Below are 22780 nucleotides of genomic sequence, written 5' to 3' on the forward strand. Positions count from 1 at the left end.
AACCCGTTACGGCCAACGGCCCCGCGCGTGTTCCGGGCAACGGTGGCGGCGGTCGGGGGCCGCCCGATAGGTTGACTGGTGTGAGGAGTCAGCCCCATGTGCTCGGGATCGTGCTCGCCGGCGGCGAGGGCAAGCGCCTGTACCCGCTCACCGCTGATCGGGCCAAGCCGGCCGTGCCGTTCGGCGGCGCCTACCGGCTCATCGACTTCGTGCTCAGCAACCTGGTGAACGCCGGCTACCTGCGCATCTGCGTGCTCACCCAGTACAAGTCGCACTCGCTCGACCGGCACATCTCGCAGACCTGGCGGCTGTCGGGGTTCGCGGGCGAGTACATCACCCCGGTGCCGGCGCAGCAGCGTCTCGGCCCGCGCTGGTACACCGGCAGCGCGGACGCGATCTTCCAGTCGCTCAACCTGGTCTACGACGAGGACCCCGAGTACATCGTCGTCTTCGGTGCCGACCACGTGTACCGCATGGATCCCGAGCAGATGGTGCAGCACCACATCGACTCCGGGGCCGGGGTGACGGTCGCCGGGATCCGGGTCCCGCGCAGCGAGGCGTTCGCATTCGGTTGCATCGACAGCGACGAATCCGGCCGGATCACCCAGTTCCTGGAGAAACCCGCCCACCCGCCGGGCACCCCGGACGACCCCAACGTGACGTTCGCGTCGATGGGCAACTACGTGTTCACGACGAAGGTGCTCGTCGACGCGATCCGCGCCGACTCCGAGAACTCCGACTCCGACCACGACATGGGCGGCGACATCATCCCGGCGCTCGTCGACGCGGGACTCGCATCGGTCTACGACTTCAAGAACAACGTGGTGCCCGGGGCGACGGACCGCGACCGCGGGTACTGGCGCGATGTCGGCACGATCGACGCGTTCTACGACGCGCACATGGACCTGGTGTCCGTGCACCCCGTCTTCAACCTCTACAACCGGCGCTGGCCCATCCGGGGCGGCGGTGAGAACCTCGCCCCCGCCAAGTTCGTCAAGGGTGGGCTCGCGCAGGAGTCCGTCGTCGGCGCGGGCTCGATCCTCTCCGCCGCGACGGTCCGGAACTCGGTGCTCAGTTCCAACGTCATGGTCGAGGACGGCGCGACCGTCGAGGGCAGCGTCCTGATGCCCGGCGTCCGGGTCGGCAAGGGCGCGGTGGTGCGCCGCGCGATCCTCGACAAGAACGTCGTCGTGGGGGAGGGCGAGATCATCGGAGTCGACCTCGAACGCGACCGGCAGCGATTCGCCGTCAGCAACGGCGGCGTCGTGACGATCGGGAAGGGCGTCTGGATCTAGCCGTCAGTTCCGTGCCGCGCACAACAGGCCGTCGCCCACGGGGAACAGCACGCGGGTGAGCCGATCGTCCTCGGCGATCAACCGTGCAGCCTCCCGAACGGCGACCGTCGCCGCGTCACGATGACCCGGGTCGGTGACCCGTCCGCCGAGGAGCGCGTTGTGAAGCACGATCACGCCACCCGGCCGCAGCAGGCGCACGCCCTCACGCACGAAGTGCGGGTGGTCGGCGGGAGCGTTGTCGATGAACACCAGGTCGTAGGCCGAATCGGCGAGCCGTGGCAGCACCTCGAGGGCCCGGCCGTTGATCAGCCGCGTTCGGGACGGGGTGATCCCCGCGAACCGGAACGCCTGCTTTGCCGCACGCTGATGCTCGGGTTCGCTGTCGATCGTGGTCAGGATGCCGTCCTCGCGCATGCCGCGCAGCAGCCACAGGCCGCTCACACCCGCACCCGCACCGACCTCGACGACCGTCTTCGCGTCGAGCATCCGGGTGAACAGTGCCAGCGCGGCACCCACCGTCGGCGGCACCGGGGTAGCGCCGAGTTCCGTCGCCCGGTCGCGCGCGGCGGTGAGCATCTCGTCCTCGAGGACCGCGTCCTCGGTATGGGTGAGAATTCGTTCGGCGTTCGTGTGCACGCAATAGAGGCTAGCCTTGCCGCGCGGCCACGTCGTCAAGGCTCGCTCGCCGCGGTGACATCGCGCGGCTCGCCGCGGTGACATCGCGCGGCTCGCCGCGGTGACATCGCGCGGCCCGGCCTCGGTCATATTCTCAGGTCCCGCTCAGGTTGCTCATAGTGCCCACATATCGCGGCACGACAGGGTGAGTGCAACGTCGGACGACTAGACCGCACGGCGTGAAGATCACACGGACCGATCCGTTCGGACGGTGGCGGGAACAATTCCGGGCTCTCGGGAGTTGAACCACCACAATCCGGTGTCCCGTGATCCGCGGTCCTGAGTAGGAGGATCCACTCATCCACATGACCAATGCCGAATGCACCATCCACGACACCACCGACCGATTCGTCGTGGCGGGCACTGAATCAGGTGTGTCCGCACCCGGCGTTGACGATGTGACATCAGAACCGACCGGTACCGCTGTGTTCGACGCCACAGGCGACAAGGCTGCGATGCCGTCGTGGGACGAACTCGTCCGCGAGCACGGCGACCGCGTCTACCGACTGGCCTACCGGCTGTCGGGTAACGCCCAGGACGCCGAGGACCTCACCCAGGACACCTTCATCCGGGTGTTCCGGTCGCTCCAGAACTACCAGCCCGGCACGTTCGAGGGCTGGCTGCACCGCATCACCACGAACTTGTTCCTCGACATGGTGCGCCGCCGCAACCGCATCCGCATGGAGGCGCTGCCCGAGGACTACGACCGCGTCCCCTCCGACTCGCCGAACCCCGAGCAGATCTACCACGACGCACGACTGGCCCCCGACCTGCAGTCCGCGCTCGACTCGCTGGCACCGGAGTTCCGTGCGGCCGTCGTCCTGTGTGACATCGAAGGACTGTCGTACGAGGAGATCGGTGCCACACTGGGGGTCAAGCTGGGTACTGTGCGCAGCAGGATCCACCGTGGACGGCAGGCGCTGCGGGAGCATCTCGCGGCGAGTGGCAAGGTGGACTCCGATCGGATCGGGTGTTGATGCAGGAGGGTTTGATGACGCAGGCGCGCGGACCTCGTCAGTTCGGCTCCACCGAACACCTGGCGAGTGAGGCGATCGCCGCGTACGTCGACGGCGAGCTGCGCATGAACGCGTACCTCCGTGCCTCCCAGCACCTCTCTCTGTGCCCCGAGTGCGCGGCCGAGGTCGACGCGCAGCAACAGGCGCGGATCGCGCTGCGCCGCGCCGCCTCGGACGTGTCGATACCGAGTTCGCTCCTCGGGCTGCTCAGTCAGATTCCCCGATGCCAGCACCCCGAACCGGAGCAGCAGCCCGGTCGTGCGTCCGCTGCGGGGATCATCTCGTTCGATCGTGACGACATCAGCCGGCGCTGGCCGTTCCGTCGTCGCCGCTGAGGAAGCGGAACGCACCTGCACCGACTGCATCGATGCCACCGCGCGGGACGAATCGGTGATACTGGCAGGCGTGACTGACGCACACGAGGGGGACATGCGCGCGTGACGGCTGATTCGAGGACGCCGGGAGCGGCGCAGGACGACACCCCGGCGCAGGGCGGATCGCCCGAACGTTCCGATGGTCCGCGCATGGCCCCGCGCCCGATCTACCGCCCGCACGTCGACCCAGGCGCGCAGCAGGCGTTCGGACGCCCCGCGGACGTGGCCGGCTCGTTCGGCTCGCGGTCGGCGCCGCCGGTCGGTCCGCCAATCGCCGTCGGCCGCCCCGACGAGGCCCTCGCCGAGGCGTTCGGGCGTCCCGAGGGCGAGACCGACTCCCTCCAGCGTGGCCCCGAGGGCGCGCCCGCCCCGGCCGAGCAGCAGTCGGCCAGAGATCCGTGGCGTGACCCGGACGCCCCGGCCCGACTCGGCGCCCCCGCACAGGCCCCCGCCACCCCGCCGCAGCAACCGGACGCCCCGAAACTGACGGTGCGTGACGTGCTGTTCGGTGAGCGCGTCGAGCGCAAGGCGGTGGCGATCCTGGCCGCGATCGCGCTCGCCATCGGGGTCGTCGGTGGGCTCGTCGCCGCCGCCGCGACGTCCGACCGCGGCTCCCTCACCAGTGCTCGGGTCACGCTCTCCCAGAGCGGTGGCGACGACGACGCCCCGGTGGGCCGGATCGCCGAGGTCGCGGACGCGGTGCTCCCGTCGGTGGTGTCGATCCAGGTGGCGCACGGCGACCAGTCCGGGACCGGTTCCGGTGTCGTCGTCGACGGCGCCGGCTACATCGTCACCAACAACCACGTCATCTCGATGGCGGCGACCGATCCCGGGTCGTCCACGATCCGGGTCACGTTCTCCGACGGCACCAAGGTGCCGGCGCAGATCGTCGGCCGCGACACCAAGACCGACCTCGCGGTCCTCAAGACCGACGTGCAGAACCTGACGGTCGCCGACCTCGGCAGGTCCGGCGATGTGCGGGTGGGGCAGGACGTCGTGGCCGTCGGCTCGCCCCTCGGGCTGAGCAAGACCGTTACCCGCGGCATCGTCAGTGCCCTCAACCGGCCGGTGCGACTGTCGGGCGAGGGTACCGACACCGACGCGGTCATCGACGCCGTCCAGACCGATGCCGCGATCAACCCCGGCAACTCCGGTGGTCCGCTGATCGACATGGAGGGCCGCGTCATCGGCATCAACTCGGCCATCCGCTCGGAGAGCGGCGGCTCGGTGGGCCTCGGCTTCGCGATCCCCATCGACGACGTCACCGCGGTGGCGCAGGAACTGATCCGGGGCGGCGTCATGCACCACCCGGAGATCGGGGTCAACGCTCGCACCGTCATCAACGACGCCACCAGCGGGGCCGAGGTCGCGAACGTGCAGGCCGGCAGTCCTGCGGAGAAGGCGGGCATCGCGGAAGGCGATGTGATCGTGAAGGTCGGCGACCGGACCGTGGCCAGCGCCGACGAGCTGGTCGTGGCCGTCCACGACCAGACGGTCGGCCGGTCGGTGCCCGTCCAGCTGATCCGTTCGGGCCGCACCGTGGACCTCGAGGTCACCCCGACATCGGACTGATCGCACCCCGACGGCGGGAATTCATGTGATATTTCCTGATCGTGCGAGCGGTTTCGGCCGCGAACACGTACCCTGAACCCGTGTTTGGCAACATCGGCTGGGGCGAGTTCATGGTGCTCCTGGTGGCAGCGCTCGTGATCCTCGGACCCGAGCGGCTTCCGGGTGCCGTCACCTGGGTGACCAAGACGATGCGCCAGGTCCGCGATTACGCGAGTGGTGCCAGCCAGCAACTCAAGGACGAGCTGGGTCCGGAGTTCGACGACCTGCGCAAGCCGCTGTCCGAACTCAACGAGCTGCGGGGGATGTCGCCGCGTGCGGTCATCACCAAGCACCTCCTCGACGGGGACGACTCGATCCTGACCGGCAACTTCGACAGCAAGCCGGCCACCAATGGATCGACGCCTCCCGTGCCGCCGGCCGCCAAGCCGCTCGAGGCCGGGGAACGACCCCCCGTCGATCCCGACGCCACCTGAGTCGTCGTTCGCCAACGGCGTCACCGACACGACGAAGGGCCGGATCCGCAGCGCGGATCCGGCCCTTCGTCTGTGCGACTAGAGGTGTCGGACGGTGTCGATGCCCAGCGACATCCCGGCCAGGCCGCGCGCCCGCACCGACAGCTTGTCCGCGATCTCGCGCAGGGCGGTGCCGGCGGGGGAGTCGGGGGCACCGAGCACGATCGGCAGGCCCGCGTCGCCGCCCTCGCGGACGGCCTGCTCGAGTGGAATCTGTCCGAGCAGGGGAACGTTCGCGCCCACCGCGCGGGTCAGCCGGTCCGCGACCGCCTGGCCGCCGCCCGAGCCGAAGACCTCCATGCGGGTGCCGTCGGGAAGCTCCATCCACGACATGTTCTCGACGACGCCGGCGATGCGCTGACGGGTCTGCAGCGCGATCGCACCGGCCCGCTCGGCGACCTCGGCCGCCGCCTGCTGCGGGGTGGTCACCACGAGGATCTCGGCGCCCGGGATGAGCTGGGCCACCGAGATCGCGACGTCACCGGTGCCGGGCGGCAGGTCCAGCAGCAGCACGTCCAGATCGCCCCAGAAGACGTCGGCGAGGAACTGCTGCAGCGCGCGGTGCAGCATCGGGCCGCGCCACACGACCGGGGTGTTGCCCTGCGTGAACTGGGCGATCGAGATCAGCTTCACGTCGTGGGACTGCGGCGGCATGATCATCCGCTCGACCTGGGTGGGCTTGGCGTCGGTGCCGAGCATGCGCGGCACCGAGTGGCCGTAGATGTCGGCGTCGAGCACGCCCACCGACAGACCCTTCGCGGCCATCGCGGCCGCAAGGTTGACCGTGACACTGGACTTTCCGACGCCGCCCTTGCCGGACGCCACCGCGTACACGCGGGTGAGCGACCCGGGCTGGGCGAACGGGATCACGGGCTCGGTGGAGTCGCCGCGGAGCGAGCGGCGCAGCTCGGTGCGCTGCTCGTCGCTCATGACGTCGAGTTCGACGCTGACGGTGCCGGCGCCCTCCACGTCGGCGACGGCCTTGGTCACCCGTTGGGTGATCTCGGTGCGCAGCGGACAGCCCGCCGTGGTCAGGTAGATGCCGATGTCGACACTGCCGTCGTCACCGATCGCGATGCTCTTGACCATGCCCAGTTCCGTGATGGGTTTACGGATCTCGGGGTCCTGCACCTTGGACAGTGCGGTGCGGACGGCGGTCTCTGTCAGGGCTGCCATGCCCCCATGGTATGCGGCGCGGTGAACGCCGCGATCAGGGCATCGGGGTGGCGACCGGCGCCGGGGTCGGCGGAGGGCAGAAGACGAGACACGGCAGTGGAGGCAGGCCCGGAATGGTGGGCAGCAGCATGGGCGCCGGCACCGGCGCCGGTGCGAGATCCGGGGCGGGCGCGGCAGGGGGTGCCGCCGTCGGCGTCGGGGTGGCGGGGGTGGTGGCCGAGGGCCCCGCGGCCGCCGCGACGGCCGACTCCGAGTCGGCGGAGCGCTCCGGCGGGGCCGGGGCGACCGGCACCGCGGGCGCGGCGGTTCCGCCGGTGCGGTAGGCCGCCGACCAGGACAGCACGTTCGCCATGTACGTGGTCGAGTTGTTGTAGCGGAGCACGGCGCGCGCCTCCTGCGAGGGGTCGCGCAGGTCGAGCCCACCCGAGCACAGGTATCGCGCAGCCGCGAGGGACGCGTCGAACACGTTGTTGGGGTCGGCGACGCCGTCGCCGTTCCCGTCCGACGCGTACCGCGCCCACGTGCTCGGGATGAACTGCATCGGCCCGACGGCGCGGTCGTGGACCGGATCGCCGTCGAGCACGCCGTGATCGGTGTCGGTGATGACCTCGTTGCCGGCCAGGTGGCCGTTGAGCGTCGGGCCGAGGATCGGTGTCAACGTGGTGCCCGCCGCGTTTGTCTGTCCGCCGCCGGCGTGATTCGACTCGATCTTCCCGATTCCGGCGAGCAGGTTCCATTGGAGGCCACAGCCGGGCTGCTCGCTGGCCATCGTCAGTTCGGCCGCGCGATAGGCGTTGAGCACGATCTCGGGAATCCCGAGCGGGCCTACGACCACGGGAACCGGTACCGAGCGCGGGGCGCTACCGGGCACCAGCCCGGCCGGGTCGGGCAGCGTCGGCGCCGCCGCGGGCCTGGCCGTACGGAGTTGACGTTCGGGCCGCGGCGCCGCGGGCACGAGCCCGACCGTGGGGATGAGGGCGGCCTGCGCCGCAGGCGGTGCGGTGGTGGCCTCGGTGCCGGTGTCCAGCGCGCGCACCGCGGCGGTCGACTCGGGTTCCGGATCCGGGGTCTCGAATACGCCACCCGTGAATGACGCTGCTGTCACGAATCCGGCAAGAACGAGGGCGGACACACCGACAGTTACACGGGCACGCACTCTTCAATCCCCTCCTTGCAGGAATCCTGCATCCGCGCTCACGGATTCGTCCCGAGCGTTCCGACAGCTACATCTCGGTCGATGTGACACACGTTACATATCAGTGACCGGTTGTGGGGTGCGAACAGCGGCAGGAGAGGCGAAGTTCCGAAGCATCCGGTTACTTGCGGCCGCCACGCGGCCGGGTGGCGGGGCCCGGCTCCTCGCGCTCGTCGGCGCGGGCGTCCCGCTCGACGAGCATCTGGCGGATGTCGTCGAGCTCGCGACGCAGGTAGTCGCGGGTGGCGACCTCGCCGACCGCGAGCCGCAGGGCGGCGAGTTCGCGCGCGAGGAACTCGGTGTCGGCCTTGGTCTGCTCGGCCCGGGCGCGGTCCTCCTCGAGCGCGACTCGGTCGCGGTTCTCCTGCCGGTTCTGCGCCAGGAGGATCAGCGGTGCGGCGTACGCCGCCTGCGTCGAGAACGCGAGATTCAGCAGGATGAACGGGTAGGGATCCCACTGCAGCCGCACCGCGGAGATGTTGAGGATGACCCACACCACGACGATCACGGTCTGAATCACCAGGTATCGGCCGGTGCCGAGGAATCGGGCGATGCTCTCGCTCACCCGGCCGACGGCTTCGACGTCGATGCGCAGCCGCAGTCCGCGCGTGCCCCGTGGGGTCTCCAGTCGCTGCCGACCGCTGGGCTCACTCATCGTCGTCCTCCTCGCGCCAGTCGGTGGGCAGGAGGTGATCGAGCACGTCGTCGACCGTAACCGCGCCGAGCAGATGGCGCTCGTCGTCGACGACGGGTGCGCAGACCAGGTTGTACGTCGCGAAGTACCGGGTGACGCTCGTGAGCGAGTCCTCGGGATCCAGGCGCGGCAGGGCGTCGTCCAAGACCCCGCCGACGAGGCTCGCGGGCGGCTCCCGCAGCAACCGTTGCAGGTGCACACACCCGAGGTATCGCCCGGTGGGCGTCGCGGTGGGCGGCCGGACCACGAACACCATGCTCGCGAGAGCGGGCGTCAGGTCGGCGTTGCGGGCGCGCGCCAAGGCCTCGGCGACCGTCGTCGACGGCGTCAGGACGACAGGCTCCGGCGTCATCAGGCCACCGGCGGTGTCGGGGGAGTGCTCGAGCAGCCGCCGGACCGGTTCGGAGTCCTCCGGGTCCATCAGCTGCAGCAGGGACTCCGCGTCCGTCTCGGGCAGGCCGCCGAGGACGTCCGCGGCGTCGTCGGGGTCCATCGCCTCGAGGACGTCCGCGGCGCGCTCGACCTCGAGGTGCAGCAGCAGATCGGTCTGATCGTCGGCGGGCAACTCCTGCACGACGTCGGCGAGCCGCTCGTCGTCCAGCGCGAGCGCCACCTCGTGGCGCCGTTTCTCCGGCAGCTCCCGCATCGCGTGCGCGACGTCGGCGGCCCGCATCCCGTCGAACTGCATCAGCAGCTGGGAGACGCCCTGTCCGGGCATCGCGAGCGCGGTCGGGGTCAGGCCGTGCACGTGCTGCCAGTCGACGACGTGGATCGCCGAACGTCGGCCGAGCCGGCCGCGGTGGGCGCGCACCGCGACGCGCGAGACCACCCAGTCCCGGGTGCGGGTCGACTCGATGCCGAGGTCGACGATCACGACGTCCGTTCCGATGGTGTCGGTGACCTCCGGGTCGTCGATGCGGACGGGGGAGTCGAGGACCTGGGCGAGCGCGAGCACCTCGGTGGGGCGCTGGACGAACCGGCGCAGACTGACGTTGCCGGTCTTGAGTGTGACCGACCCCGGCTGGATCGCGGTGACCCGCAGCATAGGTACGAAAATCCTTTTGCGCGTGAACATCTCGATGACGAGCCCGAGGATTCGGGGTGGTTGGCGGCCCACACGGATCGTGAGAACCACGTCCCGCACACGCCCGATCGATTCGCCGTCGGGTCCGAGGACCACCAGGCCGGCGAGCCTGGCTGCGAATACCTTGTTCACGGCTGCCATGATGAAAAGGCTAGATCCTCGCTTCCTGATCCACTGAATTCGGAGGGCCTGTCGGTCATGACTTCCCGCTTCCGGCCACGTCGTTCGGTTCTGGCCGTTCCCGGTTCGAGCCGCAAGATGATCGACAAGGCGAAGGGCTTGCCCGCCGACGAGATCTTCCTCGACCTCGAGGACGCGGTGGCGCCGATCGCGAAGGCGGAGGCGCGGGAGCGGATCGTCGAGGCGCTCAACGAGGACGGCTGGGGCGACCAGATCAAGGTGGTGCGGGTCAACGACTGGAGCACCGAGTGGACCCACGCCGACGTCGCGACCGTCGTGGGCGGCGCGGGCGCGAACCTCGACGCGATCCTGCTGCCGAAGGTCCCGGACGCCAGCCATGTTCAGGCCCTCGACCTCCTGCTGACGCAGATCGAGAAGGCAAACGGCCTCGAGGTGGGGCGGATCGGTATCGAGCCGCAGATCGAGAACGCGATCGGCCTGACGAACATCAACGCGATCGCGACCGCGAGTCCGCGGGTGCAGACGCTGGTGTTCGGTCCGGCGGACTTCATGGCCAGCATCAACATGCGCACGCTGGTCGTCGGTGAGCAGCCCGAGGGCTACGACCGGGGCGACGCCTACCACCACATCCTGATGACGATCCTCATGGCCGCGCGGGCGCACGATCTGCAGGCGATCGACGGCCCCTACCTGCAGATCCGCGACGTCGAGGCGTTCCGGCGCTCGGCCCAGCGCACCGCCGCGCTCGGGTTCGACGGCAAGTGGGTGCTGCATCCCACACAGATCGACGCGGCCAACGAGGTGTTCAGCCCCCGCCAGGAGGACTTCGACCAGGCCGAGATGATCCTCGACGCGTACGAGTTCCACACCTCCGCGGCCGGCGGCGCCCGCGGTGCGGTGATGCTCGGTGACGAGATGATCGACGAGGCGAGTCGCAAGATGGCACTCGTGATCTCCGCGAAGGGGCGGGCGGCCGGGATGACCCGCACGACGTCGTTCACCCCGCCGTCCGACTGACCGGCGCACGCAGGTCGGGGCGGGCACAATTGATATGAGGACCGGAGATCGGTAGAACCGGACATATCGCACGCTCCGAGCAAAGAGAGACAAAGACGATGACGAATCCACTCTCACAGCCGAACCGCGCCGGGCGGGGGCTCCCGACGCCGCCCACCGGCTGGCCCATCGGTTCGTACCCGACGTACGCCGAGGCTCAGCGCGCCGTCGACTACCTGTCGGACCAACAGTTCTCGGTGGAGGACGTGACGATCGTCGGCGTCGACCTGATGCAGGTCGAGCGTGTCCTGGGCCGCCTGACGTGGGCCAAAGTCATTGGCGGCGGCATTGTTTCGGGTGCCTGGCTCGGCGTGTTCTTCGGCCTGCTCCTGGGCATCTTCACCAACGGATTCCTCGGCCCGCTACTCGTCGGCATCGTCGGCGGCATCATCTTCGGCTTGATCTCGACGACGATCCCGTACGCGGCAGCCCGTGGCACACGTGACTTCTCGTCCACCATGCAGTTGGTGGCCGGCCGCTACGACGTGCTCTGCGATCCGAAGACGGCGGAGGCCGCGCGCGACATGCTGGCCAAGCTCGCGCTCTGATCCGTTCCGTCCGGGTCGCCGGTGCGGCGGTGCGCCGTGCCGAGGTAGACCAGGAGCGTCGCGGCCACTGCGCAACCGGCGCCGGTCGCGAAGGCGATCAGGTAGGCGTGGACGGGTGCGGCGGAACCGGGGGTCGCGGCGGTGGCTGCGAGCAGGGTCGCCAGCAGCGCGCTGCCCACGCTGCTTCCGATGGTGCGCGCTATCGAATTGACGCTGTTCGCGACCCCGGTCAGGTCTGATTCCACCTCCGCGACGAGCAGCGCGGGCATCGCCGCGTACGACAGGCTGGTGAAGGCGCACATGAACATCGAGGCGCCCACCACCTGCCAACTCTGGTCGTGCGCGAGGATCATGGACCCGTAGCCGACGACGCCCAGCGCGGACGCGAGGAGCATGACGCGGCGGGCACCGAGGCGAGTGATGAGCGCGCCGCTGCAGATCGACGCGACGACACCCGCCGTGGCGCCCGGGAGGATGAACACCACGCTCGCTCGCATCGGGTTCGCGTCGAAGCCGTACCCGGCGGCCTCCCGCGAGGTCTGGACGAAGTACATCAACGTGGTGACGTTGACGAACATCCCGGCGCCCACGAGCAATCCGGCCAGATGCGTGCACAGCAGCGCCCGGCGCGTCAGCATCGCCGGCGGTACGAGCGGAACCTCGATGCGGCGTTCGAACGCGAACCATCCGGCGAGCACCACGACACCGCCGATCGCACACCCGAGCGTGTTCGGCGACGTCCAGCCCCACTGACCGCCCTCGGCCAGCGGCAGCAATGCCAGGACCAGCCCGACGCCCAGCAGGACGGCGCCGACCCAGTCGACGCGGCCCAGGCCCGGGCTGGGCCGGGACGGCACGGTCGCCACCACGCCGACGAGGGCGACGAGCGTCATGCCCGTCGCGAGCCAGAACGCCCGGCGGTAGTCGGTGCCCTCGGAGACCAGCAGCCCCGTCAGGACCATGCCGATCGCGCCGCCGAAGCCGAGGGTGCCCGACAGCACGCCCATCGCCGACGTCAGCCGCCTCGGGGTGAGCTCGTCCCGCAGGATCGCGATGCTCACCGGGAACGCCGCGAACGACAGTCCCTGCAACGTGCGCGCGACGATCAGCCACGTCAGCGATTCGGTGACCGCCCCGATCAAGGATCCGACGAGGACGACGCCCAGGACGCCCAGCAGCACCGAACGCTTGCGGCGCAGATCGGCCATGCGGCCCGCTACCGGGGTGGTGACCGCGGCCGCGAGGAAGCTCGACGTGAGCGTCCATCCGATCGCCGTCGGCCCGACGTCGAGCTGATGTCCGATCTCCGCGGACAGCGGAATGATGATGGTCTGCTGGACCGAGGCGACGAGGATGACGAAGCAGAGGACCGGTGTGAGTACCGAATCCGGTATGCGGGTCGAGCGGCGGTGCAAATGGACTCCTGTGAATCGGATCGAGGCCGAGTGACCGTGCGGTCGAACGGGAAACGAACCGAGCCGTGCAACGCGCCGTCGAGCGGCCTCTATCTGATTACGGGCCGCGGGGCGGGATGTCCAGGGCGCTTCCCTGTGGTCGGGAGAGACCTCGAACGGGTGCGTGGGCAGACGGTTCGGACAGCGCGACGGTGCCCTCGTCCCTCGGGTGTTAGATGAACGTGTGACTGACAGCGTTGTCTCCGCCGTGCGCGCACATCTCGACCGGTACATCGGCGGACCCGAGCCTGCTGAGCCGTCCGTGGCCTCGGTGACCTTCCTCGGCGTCGAGCCCATCGACGTCCTCCGCTACCCGGGGGACGGCGCCGCCCCGGTCCGGTACGCGACCCTGGGGTGCTCGCGGCACCCGATGGGCGATCCGAGCGAGATGATCGCCGACCCCACGCGCGGGCCGCGCGCGGAACTGGTGCTGAGCCTCGCCGGCGGTGCCGGTGTCGCGTCGGGCGTGCACAAGACCCTCGCGGTCCTGGCCGCCGCGCCGTCCGTCGAGGGCATCGTGCTGCGCCCGGACGGGCTGATCGACCTCGGGGAGCCACTCTGGAAGGACGTCCCCTTCACCGCGGTGCTGCTCGGCCCCAGCGAGATCCCCGACCTCGACCTACCCGAGCCGCTCGACCCGGTGCAGTTTCTCGAAGTGGTGCCGTTGACCGGCACCGAGGCGGCCTGGGTGCGTCTACGGGGTGCCGACGCCCTCCGCGAGGCGTGGGCCGAGGCCGGCATCGACGTCCGCGACCCGAAGCGTGGGGCCGCGTCGCTCTGACGAGCATCGCGCGCCGAACCTGACACACTGGACCGGTGCGTATCGATCTTCACACCCACTCCACCGCGTCCGACGGCACGGACACTCCCGCCGAACTCGTGCGGGCGGCGGCGAATGCGGGTGTGGACGTGGTCGCGATCACCGACCACGACACCACCGCGGGGTGGAGTGAGGCGGCCGCGGCCCTGCCCGAGGGGCTGCAGCTGGTACGCGGCATGGAGATGTCGTGCGAGGGGCGCGGCGAGGACGGGCACCCGGTGGCCGTCCACCTGCTGGCCTACCTGTTCGACCCGAGCTCGCGCGAGTTCGCGGTCGAGCGTGAGCGGCTGCGCGGGGAACGCGTCTCGCGGTTGCGGGCGATGGCGACGCTGATGGCCGAGGACGGCCTGCCGATCGACCCCGATGCGGTGATGGCCGAGGCCGGGCCGGCGGTCGGACGCCCGCATCTCGCGCAGGCACTCGTCCGGGCAGGGGTCGTGGACAGCGTCGGGGACGCGTTCACCGAACTGCTGTCGACCCGCAGTCCCTACTACGTCGAGAAGCAGGACACCCCGCTCGAGCGTGCCGTCGAGATGGTCTCCGCCGCGGGCGGCGTCAGCGTGATCGCGCACGCGCGGGCGCGCACGCGCGGACGGTTGCTGTCGCTCGACCACATTCGAGACCTCGCCGATCACGGTCTGGTCGGTCTCGAGGTCGACCACCCCGACCACGCGGCGCACGACGTCGCGCTGCTGCGAGCGCTCGCCGCCGAACTGAACCTGATCACCACCGGATCGTCGGACTACCACGGGGCGAACAAGACGATCGAACTCGGCCGGCACACCACCGATCCCGACGCGTTCGAGGCGCTCGTCGCGCGGGCATCGGGCGTACCGGTGCTGTCCGGGCTGCCGAGCGGCGAGGCCGTGCCCGGGGCGGGTCGGTGAGCCTCGACGGTTTCGGCGCCGAGAGTCGCCGCCGGTCGGACTCGTGGGCGGTGCGGGCACTGCGGGGTCTCTCGGGCGTCGTGGCTGGCGGGGTTGTGGTGCTCACCGCGGTCGTCGCCGGGGTCGCGTACCTGTCGTCGGATCGGGACTTTCCCGGGCCGGGCCGCGAATCGGTCGCCGCGCACGTCGTGGCTACCGTCCTCGTGGTAATTGCACAGGTGGTGGCGGACCGCCGTCGCGGGGCCGCGGCGGCGCTCGCGTCGGCCGCCGTTCTGGTGGTTACCGGTCTGTTGCTGTGGACGCAGTGGTGGATGTGACGGGTCCTCGCCAGGAGCCGCGTCCGAGGACCGGCCGGATCCGCGCGGTCTGACGCATCCTCACAGGTAGATGCCGGTTTCGGTGAGGTTCGGGCGGATTCTGAGGATTTGATTCTTGCCCGTCGATGGTGCAAAATTACGGCACTCTCGTGTGGGTGCTACCGCCCTTCGCGAGGGCTTGGAAGGTGGCAGAACTTGTGCCAGGGCTCACCCCGCCCGGCGCCATCACGCTCCGGCAGTAGTGCAGCCGATCGCGCGCCCCGGTAGTTGCAACTGATCAATCCTGTGTTCGAAGTGCCGTGTCGGATTCATCCTCGCCGACCCGGTTACTTCTCAGTAACCAGGACCCGAGTGAGTCTGGTATCAAGAGGAGTGTCATCGTGTCCCCTGTGTCTGAAGCTTCCGTAACGCCAAAGGTCGAAATTACCGACGAGGAGATTTTCGCGGGCCACATCGGTGGCAAGCTCTCGGTGGAGACCACCGCGCCCCTCGATTCCCAGCGTGCGCTGTCGATCGCGTACACGCCCGGCGTCGCGCAGGTCAGCCGCGCGATCCACGCCGACGAGACGCTGGCCGATCGCTACACGTGGACCAACCGCCTGGTGGTCGTCGTCAGCGACGGCTCGGCGGTTCTCGGCCTCGGCGACATCGGCGCCCGCGCGTCGCTGCCGGTCATGGAGGGCAAGTCGGCGCTGTTCAAGAACTTCGCCGGTCTCAACTCCATCCCGCTCGTGCTGGACACCAAGGACCCCGACGAGATCGTCGAGACGCTGGTCCGGCTGCGCCCGAGTTTCGGCGCAGTGAACCTCGAGGACATCTCCGCGCCGCGCTGCTTCGAGATCGAGCGCCGCGTCATCGAGGCTCTGGACTGCCCCGTCATGCACGACGACCAGCACGGCACCGCGATCGTCGCGCTCGCCGCTCTGCGCGGTGCGGCGAAGGTCCAGAACCGTGGCATCGAGGGTCTGCGCGTCGTGATCTCCGGTGCCGGCGCGGCCGGTGTCGCGTGCGCCAACATTTTGCTGGCCGCTGGCGTCGCCGACGTCACTGTGCTGGACTCGAAGGGCATCGTCTCCTCGGACCGCACCGATCTCAACGAGATCAAGGTGGACCTGGCCGCGCGCACCAACCCGGTCGGCCGCAGCGGCGGACTCGTCGAGGCACTCGACGGCGCAGACGTGTTCCTGGGTGTCTCCGCGGGCACCGTGCCCGAGGAGATCATCGCGACGATGGCGTCGGACGCGATCATCTTCGCGATGTCCAACCCGGACCCGGAGATCCACCCCGACATCGCGCGCAAGTACGCGGGGATCGTCGCGACGGGCCGCAGCGACTTCCCGAACCAGATCAACAACGTGCTCGCGTTCCCGGGCGTCTTCAAGGGCGCCCTCGACGCCGGCGCACGCCGGATCACCGAGGGCATGAAGCTCGCCGCCGCCGACGCGATCCTGTCGGTGCTCGGCGACGAGCTCGCGGTCGACAAGATCGTCCCGAGCCCGCTCGACCCGCGCGTCGCCCCGGCGGTCGCCGCGGCCGTCGCGCAGGCCGCCAAGGACGAGGGCGTCGCCTGACGTCGCAGCCACACCGGTCAGCGGGGCCCCGTCGCATCAGCGGCGGGGCCCCGCTGCGCTGTCTCGGCGGATCCCGCACGCATACCGTCGCGCTCGGCCAGGATGGTCTGCATGCGTGAGATCACCCTCGACCTCGACGCGGTCCGACTGCGGGCGCTGACGTGGGGACCCGAGACGGGCCGGCTGGCGGTGCTGCTGCACGGCTTCCCTGACACCGCGCACACGTGGCGGTACCTGGGGCCGGCGCTGGCGGACGAGGGCTGGCGAGTGGTCGCCCCGTTCATGCGCGGCTACGCGCCCTCGGCCGTGCCGGACGACGGCAGCGTCCACGTCGCCGCGCTGATGGACGACGCCGTCGCGATCCATGGCCGGCTGCGCGGCGGCGCCGACGCCGTCCTGATCGGACACGACTGGGGCGCGATCACCGCCAACGCGCTGGCCGCCCACACCGAGAACCCGTTCGCGGCCGTGGTTGCGCTCTCGGTGCCGCCGTTCGCGTCGCTGCGGACGTCCGCCGTTCTGCGGGCGCTGCCACGCCAGCTGCGCAACAGCTGGTACGTCCTGTTCAACCAGCTGCCGATCCTGCCCGAGCGCTGTGCCCGACCGTTGATTCGTCGGCTGTGGGCGGATTGGTCGCCGGGGTACGACGCCGGCGAGGATCTGCCCGCCGTGATGGAAGCGATCGCCGAGCCGGCGCACCGCAGCGCCGTGATCGGCTACTACCGCAGCTACTCTCGTCCGTTCTCACGTCCGCCGGAGCGCTACCGACGCTGGGTGGGCGCGGAGATGCGGCCCCCGATCATGCCGATGCTCTACCTGCACGGGGATCGTGACGGCTGCCTCGATCCCCGGCTGGCCGCGGTGGCGTCGTCCGGGTTGCCGCAGGGGAGCGCCTTCGATCCGATCGCCGGCGCGGGCCACTTCCTCCACCTGGAGCGGCCTCGGGAGGTCAACGATCGGATCCTGAAGTTCCTCGCAGCGCAGTGACTTCGACCGGGCGGCGCAGGCGCCCGGTACCCGGCACCGCGGCCCACACCGCGGCCGCGAGGATCGCGTCGACGATCAGCGCGAGAGCCGCGACGAGGATCGCACCCACGAGCACGCGGTCGTAGCTGTGCAGCGCCAGGCCGTCGAAGATGTAGCGCCCCAGCCCGCCGAGGTTGACGTACGCCGCCACCGTCGCGGTCGCGATGACCTGAAGCGCTGCGCTACGGACGCCACCGAGGATCAGCGGCAGCGCGTTGGGGATCTCGACACGGCACAGCACCTGCAGCGGTGTCATCCCCATCGCCTCGGCTGCGTCGACCACCGATCGCTCGACGTTTGCCACCCCGGCGTAGGTGCCCGCGAGCAACGGCGGGACCGCGAGCAGCACCAGCGCGAGGATGGGCGGCACCAGGCCCAGACCGAGCAGCAGCACCAGCAGCGTCAGCACGCCGAGGGTGGGCAGCGACCGCAGCGCGTTGACGACGCCCACGACCACGATCTGGCCGCGGCGGAAGTGCCCGATCGCCAGACCGGCGGGCACGGCCACGACCGCCGCGCCGGCGACGGCCAGCAGGCTGTACCAAAGGTGCTGCAGGATCCGGGTGCCGATACCGGTCGGGCCCGACCAGTTCGCCGGGTCGGTGATGTAGTCCCACGCGCTCGTGAACATGTCAGGCGGGCCCCTCCGACAGTTCCAGCGTCTCGCGTCGCCGCCCGGCGCCCGGGCGTTGCCACGGCGTCAGCAGGCGGCCCGCGACGTACAGCGCGGCGTCCAAGGCGAGTGCCAGCGCGACGACCGCGATGATGCCCGCGACGATCTGGTCCGGATAGTCGCGCTGGTAGCCCTCGGTGAACAGTTCGCCGAGACCGCCGACTCCGATGAGCGCGCCTACCGACACCAGCGAGATGTTGGTGACCGCCACGACGCGGACGCTCGCGACGAGCACCGGCAGTGCGAGCGGCAGTTCGACGGTGAGCGCACGCCGCGGTGCCGTGTATCCCATCGCGGTTGCGGCGTCGATGACGTCCTCCGGCACCGCATCGAGTGCCTCCGGGACAGCCCGCACGAGCAGGGCGGTCGAGTAGACCGTCAGCGCGATCACGACGTTGGCCGGATCGAGGAACTTCAGCCCGAACATGCTCGGCACGGTGACGAACAGCGCCAGCGACGGAATGGTGAAAGCGACGCTCGCGACGACGACGGTGGTGCGGCGCAGCCACGGCACCCGCCGTACCACGGTCCCGAGCGGCACCGCGATCAGCAGGCCGAACAGCAGTGGCAGCAAGGCCAATTGAAGATGCTCGCGGGTCAACTCCAGCACGCGCGGGAAGTTGTCGATCAGCCAGCGCACGCGGTCACCGCGCGTTCCGGAGGTCGTCCTCCGCGCGCCGTTGCTCGCCGAGCCGCGCGAGCACCTCGTCGGCGTCGACGCCGCCGACCACGACGCCGTCCGCGTCCACCGCGACCCCGATGCCCGACGGCGACGAGATGGCCGCGTCGAGGGCCTGGCGCAGGTCCGTGCCCACCGTGAACAGCGATCCGCCGGCCGCCGAGGCGTCCGCGACGGCGTCACCGCCGCGGACCACGTCCACGCCGGCGGCGTCGATCCACCCGCGGGGCCGTCCGTCGTCTGTGACGACCAGGGCCCACTCGTCGGTCGCGAGAACGGTTGCGCTGATTGCAGATTCGTGGATCCGGTGGATGTCGCGCAGTCGGAGTCCGGCGGCGCTGCGGAACGACAGCCCGCGGTAACCGCGGTCGCGGCCCACGAAGTCGGCGACGAAATCGGTTGCGGGGGAGGTGAGCACGGTCTGCGGGGTGTCGTACTGCTGGAGCCGGCCGTGCGGCCCGAAGACCGCGAGCCGGTCACCCAGGCGCACCGCCTCGTCGATGTCGTGGGTGACGAACACGACCGTCTTGTGCAGTTCGGACTGCAGGCGCTGCATTTCGGCCTGCAGGTCTGCCCGGACGACCGGGTCGACCGCGCTGAACGGCTCGTCCATCAGCAGGATCGGCGGGTCCGCGGCAAGCGCGCGGGCCACGCCCACGCGCTGCTGCTGACCGCCCGACAGTTGCGCGGGATAGCGTCCTGCCAGCGCGGGATCGAGCCCCACCCGTTCGAGCACCTCGAGCGCGTGCCGACGCGCCGCCCGCCTCGTCTCGCCGCGCAGGACCGGCACGGTGGCCACGTTGTCGACCACCGTGCGGTGCGGAAGCAATCCCGCGCTCTGGATGACGTACCCGATGCCGCGGCGCAGTTCGACGGCGTCCACGGCGGCCACGTCGCGGCCGTCCACGCTCACGGTGCCCGTGGTGGGGGCCACCATGCGGTTGATCATCCGCATCGACGTCGTCTTGCCGCAGCCGGACGGGCCGACGAAGACGGTGAACGAGCCCGCCTCGACCGTCAGTTCCAGCCCGTCCACGGCAACCGTGCCGTCCGGAAAACGCTTGCCTACACCGGAGAAGGAGATCACTGGATCGGAGCGTCCAGGCCCTGCCGCGCGACCCACTGCTGCGCCGCCTTCTGCGGCTCGGTCTTGCTGTCGCCGGACACGGCGTCGTTGAGCGCCACCAGCTCCTCGGTGGTGAGCTTGGCGGAGACGGCGTCGAGGACGCGCGTCAATTGCGCGGTCTTCGCGGTGGCGCGCACCAGCGGCACCACGTTCTGGGCCGCGAAGTTGCCGGCCGGATCGGCAAGTACCACCAGATCGTTCGCTTCGATCGCGGGTGAGGTGGTGAAGATGTTCGCCGCCGTCACCTGCCCCGACGTCAGGGCCTTCACCGTGGCCGGACCACCGCCGTCGGCGATCGGCACGAAGTTGGCCGGAGCGATGTCGAGGCCGTAGTTCTTCCGCAGCCCGGGCAGACCGACGGGCCGTTCCTGGAACTCGGCCGGCGCCGCGAACTTCACCTCGGCCGAATGCGGTGCCAGGTCGGCGATGGAGGTCAGATTCCACTTCTCGGCAGTCTCGCGGGTGACGACGACCGCATCCTTGTCCTCGGCCGGTGCCGGGGTCGTGATCGCGAGATCGGGTGCCAGTGCGCTCGGCAGGGCCGCGTCGATCTCGGCGGCACTCGTCGCGGTCGACGACGGATCCAGGTACTGCAGCAGATTCCCGGTGTAGTCGGGGATCACGGTGAGCGACCCGTCGCGCAGCGCCGGGACGTACGCCTCACGGCTGCCGATGTTCATCTTGGTGTCGACGTCGAAGCCGTTGGCCTGCAGCACCTCGGCGTAGATGTAGCCGACGGTCGTGGACTCGGGGAAGTTCGCCGAACCGACGACGATCGTGTTCGGATCACCGCTGCCTCCACCCGAGCTGCTGTCGAGCGGGTCGTTGCTCCCGCACGCGGTGAGCAACGTCAGGGACACGGCAGTGATCGCCACCGCCCCTCGGACGAGGCGCTGGCGCAGGCCAATCCGGGAACCGTTCATGTCGTCCTTCCATCGGATCCGGCGTGCCGACCGGCCCGTCTGGGCAGCCGCCGCGCGGTGACAAGCCGGATCTATCGACCGCTCGTGATGGTGCGCGCCGTCAGTGTAACGATAGGGACGGACAACGCACGGTCGGCGAGCGGAGAGAGACACGGTGTCACCGAACAGGAACGGGCGGGCAGGCAGGCTCGCGGTGCTGGCGGTTGTTCCCGTCCTCGCGATCGTCGCCGCGTGCGGCGTCGACACCAGCAGCAGCGTCAGCGGCCCGGCAGCGCCCGAGCCGGTCGTCGTCGGAGCGTCGGACACCGTCGAGAGCGAACTGGTCGCCCGGCTCTACGCCGACGCGCTCGAAGCGGCGGGCCGCGACACCGAACTCGTACTGGGGCTGGGCAACCGCGCCGACCGTGTGGCCGCCCTCGACGCGAACCGGGTGACGCTGGTGCCGGACTTCACCGGCCGGCTGCTGCACTGGTTCGACCCGGACGCGGACGTCACCGATGCCGAGGACGTGTTCGAGGCGCTCGGCAAGTCTCTGCCGCAGGGGCTCGAGGTCTCCGACTATGCGCCCGCCGACGACCGGTCGGCCCTCGTCCTGTCCGCGGCGCAGGCCGACCGTCTCGGTGCGCACTCGATCGCGGATATTGCCTCCGGGTGCGGCGGCATGACCCTGTACGCGTCCGACGCGTTCCGCGAGGACACGCGGGCACTGCCGCGCCTCGAATCGACGTACGGGTGCACATTCGGGACCGTCGTTCCGGTCGGGGCGACGGACGACGTCGCCCGCGACCTGATCGTCGGTACGTCACCGATCGGCGGCGCCACCGCGGCCGCCCCGGATGTCGCGAAGGACGAACTGGTTGTGCTCGCCGACGACGAGGAGGCGTTCACCGCACAGAACGTGGTTCCGCTGTACCGCAGCGGTGTGCTGCGCGCCGACGACGTCAAGGGTTTGAGCGTGGTCCTGCAATTGACGACCGCCGACCTGACGGACATGGCCGTGCGGGTCCGCAGCGGCGAGATCACGTCAGCCGACGCCGCCGCGGAATGGCTCGCCGATCACCTCTGACGGAAAGGCCGACCGCAGGAACGATCCCAGGTCGGCCACGGCGTCCGCGGCCTCCCCGAGCAGTGACGCCTGGAGGTGCGCGACGTGCCACAGGCGGGGGTACTCGACGTAGTGCAACCGGGTGCCGGCGGCCTCGAGTTCCGCGGCGAGGTCGACGATCTGCGGGTACAGGACCTCCCGCGTCCCCACGTGGACCGCGGTCGGCGGCAGGCCGTCGAGCGGACCGAGCAGCGGGGCGTACCCGGGGTCGGACGGATCGCCGTCGCCGAGATATGCCGCCGCCGAGGCGTACGCCCAGGCGGTGTTGACGACGACGTCACGGTCGAACGGCGCGTCCCGGGATCCGGGATCGACCCACGGCGAGATCAACGCCAGTGCCGCGGGACGCACACCGGTGTCGACCAGCCGCCGGGCGGTGGCCAGTGCCAGCCCGCCACCGGCCGAATCGCCGGCGACGGCAACCCGTCCGGCCTCGAATCCGCGCACGGTGATCAGTTCGGTGAACGCGGCGACCGCATCGTCCAACCCGGCCGGGAACGGATGCTCCGGGGCCAGGCGATAGTCGAGTGTGTAGACGACACTGTCGGATTCGCGCGCCAGGTGCGCCGCGAGCGATCGGTGCGTCCTGAGAGAGCCGATCGTGTAGGCGCCGCCGTGCAGATAGAGCACCGCGTTGCGGCGCTCTGTGGCGCCGACCGTGATGCGCTCGGCGGGACGGCCGGCGAGAATCGACTTCTCGACGACCGTCCCGTCGGGCAGAGTCTGGATCGGTGCGGCGAGGTCCAGCAGTGCCCGCTGTACCCGGAAGGGGAGACGAGCGTTGAGCGCCAGTCGGTAGAACGGCTCGAGGCTCGCCTCGACGAGTGGCAGCGGGAGACGGATCGGGCGCACCTGGGACTC

24 protein-coding genes are annotated in these 22780 nt (G+C 70.2%); 13 read left to right on the forward strand and 11 right to left on the reverse strand.

Annotated elements, in window-relative coordinates; genetic code table 11:
- Positions 1-80: 80 nt before the first annotated feature.
- Complete coding sequence (gene glgC / locus ACQ5DX_RS05300; protein ID WP_430331627.1) at positions 81-1295, forward strand: glucose-1-phosphate adenylyltransferase; 1215 nt, start codon at positions 81-83, stop codon at positions 1293-1295.
- 3 nt (positions 1296-1298) lie between these two features.
- Here glgC and ACQ5DX_RS05305 read toward each other — a convergent pair whose 3' ends face one another.
- Positions 1299-1931 carry an O-methyltransferase gene (locus ACQ5DX_RS05305; RefSeq protein ID WP_430331628.1) on the reverse strand — a complete coding sequence of 211 codons (633 nt, stop codon included), beginning with the start codon at positions 1929-1931 and terminating at the stop codon, positions 1299-1301.
- A gap of 344 nt (positions 1932-2275) precedes the next feature.
- Here ACQ5DX_RS05305 and sigE point away from each other — a divergent pair, with 344 nt between their 5' ends.
- From sigE to tatB, 4 genes are all read left to right on the forward strand, one after another.
- The gene (gene sigE, locus ACQ5DX_RS05310) at positions 2276-2947 is read left to right on the forward strand and encodes an RNA polymerase sigma factor SigE (RefSeq protein ID WP_430331629.1); all 672 of its coding nucleotides are present in this window, start codon (positions 2276-2278) and stop codon (positions 2945-2947) included.
- 14 nt (positions 2948-2961) lie between these two features.
- Positions 2962-3321 carry an RNA polymerase subunit sigma-70 gene (locus tag ACQ5DX_RS05315; RefSeq protein WP_430331630.1) on the forward strand — a complete coding sequence of 120 codons (360 nt, stop codon included), beginning with the start codon at positions 2962-2964 and terminating at the stop codon, positions 3319-3321.
- Positions 3322-3423: 102 nt separating this feature from the next.
- Positions 3424-4932: a trypsin-like peptidase domain-containing protein gene (locus ACQ5DX_RS05320; protein ID WP_430331631.1), complete on the forward strand. Its 1509-nt coding sequence runs from the start codon at positions 3424-3426 to the stop codon at positions 4930-4932.
- 80 nt (positions 4933-5012) lie between these two features.
- Complete coding sequence (gene tatB / locus ACQ5DX_RS05325) at positions 5013-5405, forward strand: Sec-independent protein translocase protein TatB (protein ID WP_430331632.1); 393 nt, start codon at positions 5013-5015, stop codon at positions 5403-5405.
- A gap of 78 nt (positions 5406-5483) precedes the next feature.
- On the opposite strand, the gene ACQ5DX_RS05330 is transcribed toward tatB, so the two are convergent.
- The 4 genes from ACQ5DX_RS05330 to ACQ5DX_RS05345 all read right to left on the reverse strand — a co-directional run bounded on the left by ACQ5DX_RS05330 (position 5484) and on the right by ACQ5DX_RS05345 (position 9734).
- Positions 5484-6620 carry an Mrp/NBP35 family ATP-binding protein gene (locus ACQ5DX_RS05330; RefSeq protein WP_430331633.1) on the reverse strand — a complete coding sequence of 379 codons (1137 nt, stop codon included), beginning with the start codon at positions 6618-6620 and terminating at the stop codon, positions 5484-5486.
- 34 nt (positions 6621-6654) lie between these two features.
- Positions 6655-7725 carry a lytic transglycosylase domain-containing protein gene (locus ACQ5DX_RS05335; RefSeq protein WP_430331634.1) on the reverse strand — a complete coding sequence of 357 codons (1071 nt, stop codon included), beginning with the start codon at positions 7723-7725 and terminating at the stop codon, positions 6655-6657.
- A gap of 211 nt (positions 7726-7936) precedes the next feature.
- A complete protein-coding gene (locus ACQ5DX_RS05340) occupies positions 7937-8470 on the reverse strand; it encodes a DUF1003 domain-containing protein (RefSeq protein WP_430331635.1) in 534 nt (177 codons plus the stop codon).
- Entirely contained in the window at positions 8463-9734 is a 1272-nt protein-coding gene (locus ACQ5DX_RS05345) for a magnesium transporter MgtE N-terminal domain-containing protein (protein ID WP_430331636.1), read from the reverse strand. The genes ACQ5DX_RS05340 and ACQ5DX_RS05345 overlap by 8 nt, the downstream gene beginning before the upstream one ends.
- A gap of 57 nt (positions 9735-9791) precedes the next feature.
- On the opposite strand from ACQ5DX_RS05345, the gene ACQ5DX_RS05350 reads away from it, so the two are divergent.
- On the forward strand, positions 9792-10751 hold the full coding sequence (locus tag ACQ5DX_RS05350; protein WP_430331637.1) for an HpcH/HpaI aldolase/citrate lyase family protein: 960 nt from the start codon (positions 9792-9794) through the stop codon (positions 10749-10751).
- A gap of 98 nt (positions 10752-10849) precedes the next feature.
- On the forward strand, positions 10850-11338 hold the full coding sequence (locus tag ACQ5DX_RS05355) for a general stress protein (RefSeq protein WP_430331638.1): 489 nt from the start codon (positions 10850-10852) through the stop codon (positions 11336-11338).
- On the opposite strand, the gene ACQ5DX_RS05360 is transcribed toward ACQ5DX_RS05355, so the two are convergent.
- Positions 11269-12753, reverse strand: a complete 1485-nt coding sequence (locus tag ACQ5DX_RS05360; protein WP_430331639.1) for an MFS transporter — start codon at positions 12751-12753, stop codon at positions 11269-11271. The genes ACQ5DX_RS05355 and ACQ5DX_RS05360 overlap by 70 nt on opposite strands.
- 223 nt (positions 12754-12976) lie before the next feature.
- Here ACQ5DX_RS05360 and ACQ5DX_RS05365 point away from each other — a divergent pair, with 223 nt between their 5' ends.
- The 5 genes from ACQ5DX_RS05365 (at position 12977) to ACQ5DX_RS05385 (ending at position 17374) form a co-directional block, all read left to right on the forward strand.
- Positions 12977-13573 (forward strand): suppressor of fused domain protein, encoded by a 597-nt coding sequence (locus ACQ5DX_RS05365; RefSeq protein WP_430331640.1) that lies wholly within the window; start codon positions 12977-12979, stop codon positions 13571-13573.
- A 35-nt stretch (positions 13574-13608) separates the two neighbouring features.
- Complete coding sequence (locus ACQ5DX_RS05370) at positions 13609-14499, forward strand: PHP domain-containing protein (protein ID WP_430331641.1); 891 nt, start codon at positions 13609-13611, stop codon at positions 14497-14499.
- Positions 14496-14816, forward strand: coding sequence for a hypothetical protein (locus ACQ5DX_RS05375; RefSeq protein WP_430331642.1), 321 nt, complete (start codon positions 14496-14498; stop codon positions 14814-14816). The genes ACQ5DX_RS05370 and ACQ5DX_RS05375 overlap by 4 nt, the downstream gene beginning before the upstream one ends.
- Positions 14817-15196: 380 nt before the next feature.
- Positions 15197-16387 (forward strand): NAD(P)-dependent malic enzyme, encoded by a 1191-nt coding sequence (locus ACQ5DX_RS05380; protein WP_430331643.1) that lies wholly within the window; start codon positions 15197-15199, stop codon positions 16385-16387.
- Between the two features lie 111 nt (positions 16388-16498).
- The gene (locus tag ACQ5DX_RS05385) at positions 16499-17374 is read left to right on the forward strand and encodes an alpha/beta fold hydrolase (protein WP_430331644.1); all 876 of its coding nucleotides are present in this window, start codon (positions 16499-16501) and stop codon (positions 17372-17374) included.
- On the opposite strand, the gene ACQ5DX_RS05390 is transcribed toward ACQ5DX_RS05385, so the two are convergent.
- Genes ACQ5DX_RS05390 through ACQ5DX_RS05405 form a run of 4 tightly spaced genes read right to left on the reverse strand, consistent with a single transcriptional unit; the run spans position 17337 to position 20814 of the window.
- Positions 17337-18044, reverse strand: coding sequence for an ABC transporter permease (locus ACQ5DX_RS05390; protein ID WP_430331645.1), 708 nt, complete (start codon positions 18042-18044; stop codon positions 17337-17339). The genes ACQ5DX_RS05385 and ACQ5DX_RS05390 overlap by 38 nt on opposite strands.
- 1 nt (position 18045) lies before the next feature.
- Positions 18046-18726 carry an ABC transporter permease gene (locus tag ACQ5DX_RS05395; RefSeq protein ID WP_430331646.1) on the reverse strand — a complete coding sequence of 227 codons (681 nt, stop codon included), beginning with the start codon at positions 18724-18726 and terminating at the stop codon, positions 18046-18048.
- Between the two features lie 4 nt (positions 18727-18730).
- Complete coding sequence (locus ACQ5DX_RS05400; protein WP_430331647.1) at positions 18731-19852, reverse strand: ABC transporter ATP-binding protein; 1122 nt, start codon at positions 19850-19852, stop codon at positions 18731-18733.
- Positions 19849-20814, reverse strand: a complete 966-nt coding sequence (locus tag ACQ5DX_RS05405) for an ABC transporter substrate-binding protein (RefSeq protein ID WP_430331648.1) — start codon at positions 20812-20814, stop codon at positions 19849-19851. The genes ACQ5DX_RS05400 and ACQ5DX_RS05405 overlap by 4 nt, the downstream gene beginning before the upstream one ends.
- 154 nt (positions 20815-20968) lie before the next feature.
- Between ACQ5DX_RS05405 and ACQ5DX_RS05410 the strand changes: the two genes are divergently transcribed.
- On the forward strand, positions 20969-21880 hold the full coding sequence (locus ACQ5DX_RS05410) for an ABC transporter substrate-binding protein (protein ID WP_430331649.1): 912 nt from the start codon (positions 20969-20971) through the stop codon (positions 21878-21880).
- On the opposite strand, the gene ACQ5DX_RS05415 is transcribed toward ACQ5DX_RS05410, so the two are convergent.
- Positions 21839-22771: an alpha/beta hydrolase gene (locus ACQ5DX_RS05415; protein WP_430331650.1), complete on the reverse strand. Its 933-nt coding sequence runs from the start codon at positions 22769-22771 to the stop codon at positions 21839-21841. The genes ACQ5DX_RS05410 and ACQ5DX_RS05415 overlap by 42 nt on opposite strands.
- Between the last annotated feature and the right edge of the window lie 9 nt (positions 22772-22780).

The organism is Rhodococcus sp. ACT016, from assembly GCF_050477185.1.
GTDB lineage: Bacteria > Actinomycetota > Actinomycetes > Mycobacteriales > Mycobacteriaceae > Prescottella.

What these genes read in the sequence shown, in the direction of transcription:
- ACQ5DX_RS05315 (WP_430331630.1), top strand. Translation starts at nt 2,962, where the DNA reads ATGACGCAGGCGCGCGGACCTCGTCAGTTCGGCTCCACCGAACACCTG.
- ACQ5DX_RS05405 (WP_430331648.1), bottom strand. Translation starts at nt 20,814, where the DNA reads ATGAACGGTTCCCGGATTGGCCTGCGCCAGCGCCTCGTCCGAGGGGCG.
- sigE (WP_430331629.1), top strand. Translation starts at nt 2,276, where the DNA reads ATGACCAATGCCGAATGCACCATCCACGACACCACCGACCGATTCGTC.
- ACQ5DX_RS05350 (WP_430331637.1), top strand. Translation starts at nt 9,792, where the DNA reads ATGACTTCCCGCTTCCGGCCACGTCGTTCGGTTCTGGCCGTTCCCGGT.
- ACQ5DX_RS05330 (WP_430331633.1), bottom strand. Translation starts at nt 6,620, where the DNA reads ATGGCAGCCCTGACAGAGACCGCCGTCCGCACCGCACTGTCCAAGGTG.
- ACQ5DX_RS05390 (WP_430331645.1), bottom strand. Translation starts at nt 18,044, where the DNA reads ATGTTCACGAGCGCGTGGGACTACATCACCGACCCGGCGAACTGGTCG.
- ACQ5DX_RS05340 (WP_430331635.1), bottom strand. Translation starts at nt 8,470, where the DNA reads ATGAGTGAGCCCAGCGGTCGGCAGCGACTGGAGACCCCACGGGGCACG.
- ACQ5DX_RS05385 (WP_430331644.1), top strand. Translation starts at nt 16,499, where the DNA reads ATGCGTGAGATCACCCTCGACCTCGACGCGGTCCGACTGCGGGCGCTG.
- ACQ5DX_RS05355 (WP_430331638.1), top strand. Translation starts at nt 10,850, where the DNA reads ATGACGAATCCACTCTCACAGCCGAACCGCGCCGGGCGGGGGCTCCCG.
- ACQ5DX_RS05345 (WP_430331636.1), bottom strand. Translation starts at nt 9,734, where the DNA reads ATGGCAGCCGTGAACAAGGTATTCGCAGCCAGGCTCGCCGGCCTGGTG.